The 6,291-nt window shown below is 69.1% G+C and carries 6 protein-coding genes; all 6 read right to left on the bottom strand.

The features are described from left to right. Positions 1-143: 143 nt before the first annotated feature. The 6 genes from pgi to ACWDR4_RS21450 all read right to left on the bottom strand — a co-directional run bounded on the left by pgi (position 144) and on the right by ACWDR4_RS21450 (position 6,183). The gene (pgi, locus tag ACWDR4_RS21475; RefSeq protein WP_450410621.1) at positions 144-1,796 is read right to left on the bottom strand and encodes a glucose-6-phosphate isomerase; all 1,653 of its coding nucleotides are present in this window, start codon (positions 1,794-1,796) and stop codon (positions 144-146) included. A 63-nt stretch (positions 1,797-1,859) separates the two neighbouring features. After that, positions 1,860-3,116 (bottom strand): MFS transporter, encoded by a 1,257-nt coding sequence (locus tag ACWDR4_RS21470; RefSeq protein WP_450410619.1) that lies wholly within the window; start codon positions 3,114-3,116, stop codon positions 1,860-1,862. Between the two features lie 134 nt (positions 3,117-3,250). Then, positions 3,251-3,586 (bottom strand): RNA polymerase-binding protein RbpA, encoded by a 336-nt coding sequence (locus tag ACWDR4_RS21465; RefSeq protein WP_003957010.1) that lies wholly within the window; start codon positions 3,584-3,586, stop codon positions 3,251-3,253. Positions 3,587-3,830: 244 nt separating this feature from the next. Beyond that, the gene (gene secG, locus ACWDR4_RS21460) at positions 3,831-4,067 is read right to left on the bottom strand and encodes a preprotein translocase subunit SecG (RefSeq protein WP_164316238.1); all 237 of its coding nucleotides are present in this window, start codon (positions 4,065-4,067) and stop codon (positions 3,831-3,833) included. 122 nt (positions 4,068-4,189) lie between these two features. After that, positions 4,190-4,966, bottom strand: a complete 777-nt coding sequence (gene tpiA, locus ACWDR4_RS21455) for a triose-phosphate isomerase (RefSeq protein ID WP_450410617.1) — start codon at positions 4,964-4,966, stop codon at positions 4,190-4,192. Next, positions 4,963-6,183 (bottom strand): phosphoglycerate kinase, encoded by a 1,221-nt coding sequence (locus ACWDR4_RS21450; RefSeq protein WP_450410615.1) that lies wholly within the window; start codon positions 6,181-6,183, stop codon positions 4,963-4,965. Before ACWDR4_RS21450 ends, tpiA begins: the two co-directional genes overlap by 4 nt. Positions 6,184-6,291 lie beyond the last annotated feature (108 nt).

Raw genomic sequence — 6,291 nt, 5'->3', positions numbered from 1 at the left:
CGGGCTGAATACCCAAGCCCCGGCCGGCACCATCCAGCCCGTCCGGCGATTGAGGACGAGCGCGTTCAGCGCGAAAGGGGGGTCTGGGGGCGCAGCCCCCAGGGGATGGGAACGGGTAAGGGCGGCGGGGGCGAAACAAACCCCTACCTCCCCCGCAACTCCCGATACTTCGCAACCAGCGCCAGCGTCGACGCATCCAACCCCGCCACCCCCACCCCCTCCGTCAACGCCGGCTCAACCCGCTTCGCCAGCACCTTCCCCAGCTCAACCCCCCACTGGTCGAACGAGTCGATGTTCCACACAGCCCCCTGCACAAACACCTTGTGCTCGTACAACGCGATCAACTGCCCCAGCACCGACGGAGTCAACTCCCGCGCCAGCACAGTCGTCGTCGGATGGTCACCCCGGAACGTCTTGTGGGCGACCAGTTCCTCCGGCACGCCCTCCGCCCGCACCTCCTCCGGCGTCTTCCCGAACGCCAGAGCCTGCGTCTGCGCGAAGAAGTTGGCCATCAACAGATCGTGCTGACCCTTGAGTTCGTCGCTCAACTCCCCCACCGGCTCGGCGAAGCCGATGAAGTCCGCCGGGATCAGCTTCGTCCCCTGATGGATCAACTGGTAGTACGCGTGCTGCCCGTTCGTACCCGGCGTACCCCACACCACCGGCCCGGTCTCCCACTCCACCGGCAACCCGTCCCGCCCGACCGACTTGCCGTTGGACTCCATGTCCAACTGCTGCAGGTACGCCGTGAACCTCGACAGATAGTGCGAGTAGGGAAGCACCGCATGCGACTGCGCCCCGAAGAAGTTGCCGTACCAGATCCCCAACAGCCCCAGTAGCAGCGGCACGTTCTCCTCCGCCGGAGCCGTCCGGAAGTGCTCGTCGACCAGCGCGAAGCCGTCCAGCATCTCCCGGAACCGGTCCGGCCCGATCGCGATCATCAACGACAGCCCGATCGCCGAGTCGTACGAGTACCGCCCACCGACCCAGTCCCAGAACTCGAACATGTTCGCCGTGTCGATGCCGAAGTCGGCGACCTTCCCGGCGTTCGTCGACAGCGCCACGAAGTGCTTCGCGACCGCCGCCTCCTCGCCACCCAGCCCCGCCAGCAGCCAGGAACGGGCCGAGGTCGCGTTCGTGATCGTCTCGATCGTCGTGAACGTCTTCGAGGCGATGATGAACAGCGTCTCCGCCGGGTCCAGGTCCCGCACCGCCTCGTGCAGATCCGCGCCGTCGACGTTCGACACGAACCGGAACGTCAACTCCCGTGCGGTGAACGCCCGCAGCACCTCGTACGCCATGGCCGGACCAAGATCCGAGCCCCCGATACCGATGTTGACCACATTCCGAATCCGACGGCCGGTATGCCCCGTCCACGCACCCGAACGCACCCGCTCCGCGAACCCGGCCATCCGGTCGAGCACGCCGTGCACAGCCGCCACGACGTTCTCCCCGTCCACCTCGATCACCGCGTCCCGCGGCGCCCGCAGCGCGGTGTGCAGCACCGCACGGTCCTCGGTCGTGTTGATCCGCTCGCCCCGGAACATCGCGTCCCGCAGGCCGAACACGTCCGTCGCGGCGGCCAGCTCGCGCAGCAGCCGCAGGGTCTCGTCGGTGATCAGGTGCTTGGAGTAGTCGATGTGCAGATCACCGACCTGGAGCGTGTACCCGGCACCGCGCCCGGGGTCGGTCGCGAACAGGTCCCGCAGATGGGTGTCCGCCAGCTCCTCACGGTGCTTGGCCAGGGCCGTCCACTCGGGCGTCTGGTTGAGCCTGCTACGGCTGTCTGCGTTCATCTCGGACTTCCGCCTCTTTCGTGCCTGTGCTGCCGGTCTCAACCTAATTGATCAGCACGTTGATCAAGCTGTCGTCGAACCGTCATCCGGTCCAACAACAGATACGTCCGACTTCAGCGCCGGTATCAGCGCGGTGACCGACAGGACGAAGAAACCCGCGGCCAGCAGAGCCGGCGTGTTCAGTCCCCAGGTCGTCGCGACGACCCCGCCCAGCAGCGCGCCCAGCGGCGCTCCGGCGACCGCCAGCGTCCGGAACGCCGAGCTGACCCGGCCCAGCATCCCGGCGGGGCTGCGGCGCTGCATCAGGGTCGTCGTGTTGACGTTCCACACCATCCCCATGAGCCCGAACACCGCCAGGGCGGCCACCAGCGCGGCCAGGCTGCGCACCGTACCCATGACGACCAGCGCGCCGGTCTGCGTCGTACCGGCGAACAGCACGGCCCGTATCCGCCCGATCCGGTCCACGAGCCGCCCGTTCAGCGCGCCGCCGACGAGGCTGCCGACGGTGTACGCGGTCATCGCCGCCGCGTACCCCGTGTTGCCCGCGTCCAGCCAGCCGGTCACCAGCAGGACCATCGTGGCGATGAGGGCGCCCATGCCGACGTTGCACAGTGCCGTGGCCGCGCACAGGCCACGCAGCGGTCTGTCGTGCCACAGGGTGCGCAGGCCGGCCGTGATCTCCGCGCGCAGGGTGCTGCCCGCCGGTCTCGGTGCCCGCTCGGGCGCGTCGGGCCGCAGCGAGGCGACCAGGGCCGCTCCGACCAGGAAGGTGACGGCATCGGCCGCGAAGGGCACGGCCGCTCCCAGCACTAGCAGGACGGGCACCACCGGCCCGGCCAGCAGACCGCCCGCGATGCGCTGGCCGGTCATCAGACGAGCGTTCGCGCCACCGAGCGCGTCCTTGTCGACCAAGGTCGGCAGCAGGGCCGTCGCGGCGTTGTCGAAGAGGGTCTGGAGTGTGGTCAGCGCGAAGGCGAGCGCGATGAGCAGGCCGATCGAGGCGTGCCCGAGGCCGACGGCCACGGCGAAGCAGGCGACCAGCAGCCCTCGTACCGCATCCACCGTCCACATCGCGCGCCGCTGGTCGACGCGGTCCGCGACGGCCCCGCCGAGCAGTCCGAAGACCAGCCAGGGCAGATAGCCGCAGGCCGTCACGGAGGCGATGAGCAGGGGGTTGTCGGTGAGGGTCGTGGCGAGCAGGGGCAGGGCGGCCGTGCGCAGCGCGTCGCCGAAGCTGGAGAGGACGGCGGCGCTCCACAGCCGTCCGAATCCCCCGCGCCACGCGGGCGCACACGCTCCCGCCGTCTCGACCGTCGTCACAACTCCCCCTCGCGGTTCGCCGATTCACAAACCGTAGAGGGCACCACTGACAATCGGTCGGGGAGCCGGTGGGCGGCACCCCGTCGAACGGGTCCGGCCAGGCACCTTTTCGGTGCCTGGCCGGCCGTCAACTCCTAGATCTCGCCCCGCAGTTTGGCGAGCGCCTCGGCGAGGATCGCCTCGCCGTCCGCGTCGCTGCGCCGTTCCCGTACGTACGCCAGGTGCGTCTTGTACGGCTCGGTGCGCGGCGGGTCCGGCGGGTTGTCCCGGTCCTGTCCGGCGGGAAAGCCGCAGCGCGGGCAGTCCCAGGTGTCGGGGACCTGCGCGTCGCTGGCGAAGCTGGGCTGCGTCTCGTGCCCGTTGGAGCACCAGAAGGAGATGCGCAGCCGTGGCGCGGACTCGCCACGCTCCGCCTCGCCCATCGGCCCCGCCCCGACCCGGCTTCCTCGGATCGCGTTGCCACTTGCCACGGTCGTAACTCCCTGCGTAATGGTGCCGCGAAGCGAGTCGGCGTTTTCGCTTCGTTGCGAGCGCCTCAGTCTACGTAAGGCCCAACGCGCGTCCAGTGCTTCGAGTTACAGGCCCCGCACCAAGACGCAAGCCCCATGATAGGCCGCCCCTGGCGGGGCGTACCGAACATGGGGCCTTACGTGCGGAATGTGCGTGCGTAATGTGCTGTCGTACCGGTATTTGACGACCGGTGTCAGCCACTGATCAGTTGTTCACCTTCATCAAGATGCCGAGTACGACGATGCACGCGAACCACAGCACACCGAGCACCACGGTGATGCGGTCGAGGTTGCGCTCGGCGACCGAGGAGCCGCCGACGGACGACTGCATGCCACCACCGAACATGTCGGAGAGGCCGCCGCCCTTCCCCTTGTGCATCAGCACGAGCAGCATCAGCAGCAGGCTGAAGACGATCAGGGCGATCGAGAACCCCAAAACCACGGCTGGACCAACTTCCTCGGATTCTGATGGACGACGGGGCCGAAGCTTCACTTGGGAACGCTCGGCGCCCCCGTACTAGTTTCGGCCCCGCCAGGGTACGACGGATCTCCGCTAGCGCATACTCACTGGTCGCGGAACCGAACGATCTTGACGAACTCGTCGGCGTCCAGAGCGGCACCGCCGACCAGCGCGCCGTCGATGTCGGGCTTCGCCATGATCTCGGCGACGTTCCCGGCCTTCACGGAGCCGCCGTACTGGATGCGCACGGCGTCGGCCACGTCCTGGGAGTACAGCTCGGCGAGCTTCGCGCGGATCGCGGCGCAGACCTCCTGGGCGTCGTCGGAGCCGCAGACCTTGCCGGTGCCGATGGCCCAGACGGGCTCGTACGCGATGACGACGGTCTCGGCCTGCTCGGCCGGGAGGTCCTTCAGGCCGCCCTCGACCTGCGCGAGCGTGTGGGCGACGTGGTTGCCCGCCTCGCGGACGTCCAGCTCCTCGCCGACGCACAGGATCGGGGTGAGGCCGTGCTTGTAGGCGGCCTTGACCTTGGCGTTGACGATCTCGTCGGTCTCGGCGTGGTACTGCCGGCGCTCGGAGTGCCCGATCGCGACGTAGGTGCACTTCAGCTTGGCGAGCATCGGGCCGGAGATCTCGCCGGTGTAGGCACCGGAGTCCTGCGCGGAGATGTCCTGGGCGCCGTACTTGATCTTGAGCTTGTCGCCGTCGACCAGGGTCTGTACCGAGCGCAGGTCGGTGAAGGGCGGCAGGACCGCGACCTCACAGGCCTCGTAGTCCTTGTCCGCGAGGGCGAAGGCGAGCTTCTGGACGTGGGCGATGGCCTCGAGGTGGTTGAGGTTCATCTTCCAGTTGCCCGCCATCAGCGGCGTGCGAGTGGTCATGCGGGGTCGTCCTCCAGTGCGGCGAGGCCGGGGAGCGTCTTGCCCTCGAGGTATTCGAGGGAGGCGCCGCCGCCGGTCGAGATGTGGCCGAATGCGGTTTCGTCGAAGCCCAGGATGCGTACGGCGGCGGCTGAGTCGCCGCCCCCGACGACCGTGAAGGCCGGGGAGTCGAGGAGGGCCTGGGCGACGGCCTTGGTGCCCTCGGCGTAGTCGGGGTGCTCGAAGACGCCCATGGGACCGTTCCAGAAGACGGTGGCCGCGTCGGCGAGCTTGGAGGCGTACAGCTTGCGGGACTCCGGACCGATGTCCAGGCCCATCTGATCGGCCGGGACGGCGTCCGCGGCGACGGTGGTGGGGTTCGTGGGCGCCTTGGCCTTCAGGTCGGGGAAGCCGGCGGAGACCACCACGTCGACCGGGACGATCAGCTCGACGCCGTTCTTCTCGGCGCGCGCGACGTACTCCTGGACGACCGGGATCTGGTCCTCCTGAAGGAGGGAGGCGCCGATCTCGTAGCCCTGGGCCTTGAGGAAGGTGTACGCCATTCCGCCGCCGATGAGGATGCGGTCGGCCTTGCCGAGCAGCTGGTCGATGACGGCGAGCTTGTCGGAGACCTTGGCGCCGCCGAGCGCGACCACGTAGGGGCGCTGCACGTCGTCGGTGAGCTTCTTCAGGACGCCGACCTCAGTGGCGATGAGGTAGCCGGCGTAGTGCGGCAGGCGGGCCGGAAGGTCGTACACGGAGGCGTGCTTGCGGTGCACGGCACCGAATCCGTCGCCCACGTAGACGTCGGCGAGGGCGGCCAGCTGATCGGCGAACTCGCCGCGCTCGGTGTCGTCCTTGGCGGTCTCGCCGGCGTTGAAGCGCAGGTTCTCGATCACCGCGACCTGGCCGGGCTGGAGGCCGTTCACGGCGCCGTGGGCGGCGGGGCCGACGGTGTCCTGGGCGAAGGCCACGGGGGCGTCCAGGAGTTCACCGAGGCGCTCTGCGGCGGGCAGCAGGGAGAAGGCGGGGTCCGGGGCGCCCTTGGGGCGGCCCAGGTGGGAGGCGACCACGACCTTGGCGCCGGCGTCCGTGAGGGCCTTGACGGTGGGCAGGACGGCCCGGATGCGGCCGTCGTCGGTGATGAGGCCGTCGGCCAGCGGCACGTTCAGGTCGGCGCGGACGAAGACCCGCTTGCCGTCGACTCCTTCGGCGAGGAGTTCGTCGATCGTCTTCATGAAGGGGCTCCTAGGGAGGGCTCTTTTGTCCGGGAGGGGCTGGATCGATCAGCACGCGCCACAGGGCTCGGGCAACGCCTCCTCGCGTCGCCCGAGCCCTGTGCTCAC

Source organism: Streptomyces sp. NPDC000878 (genome assembly GCF_053599695.1).
The sequence above is the reverse complement of the archived record's forward strand: the minus strand, read 5'-3'. Positions and strand labels throughout refer to the sequence as shown.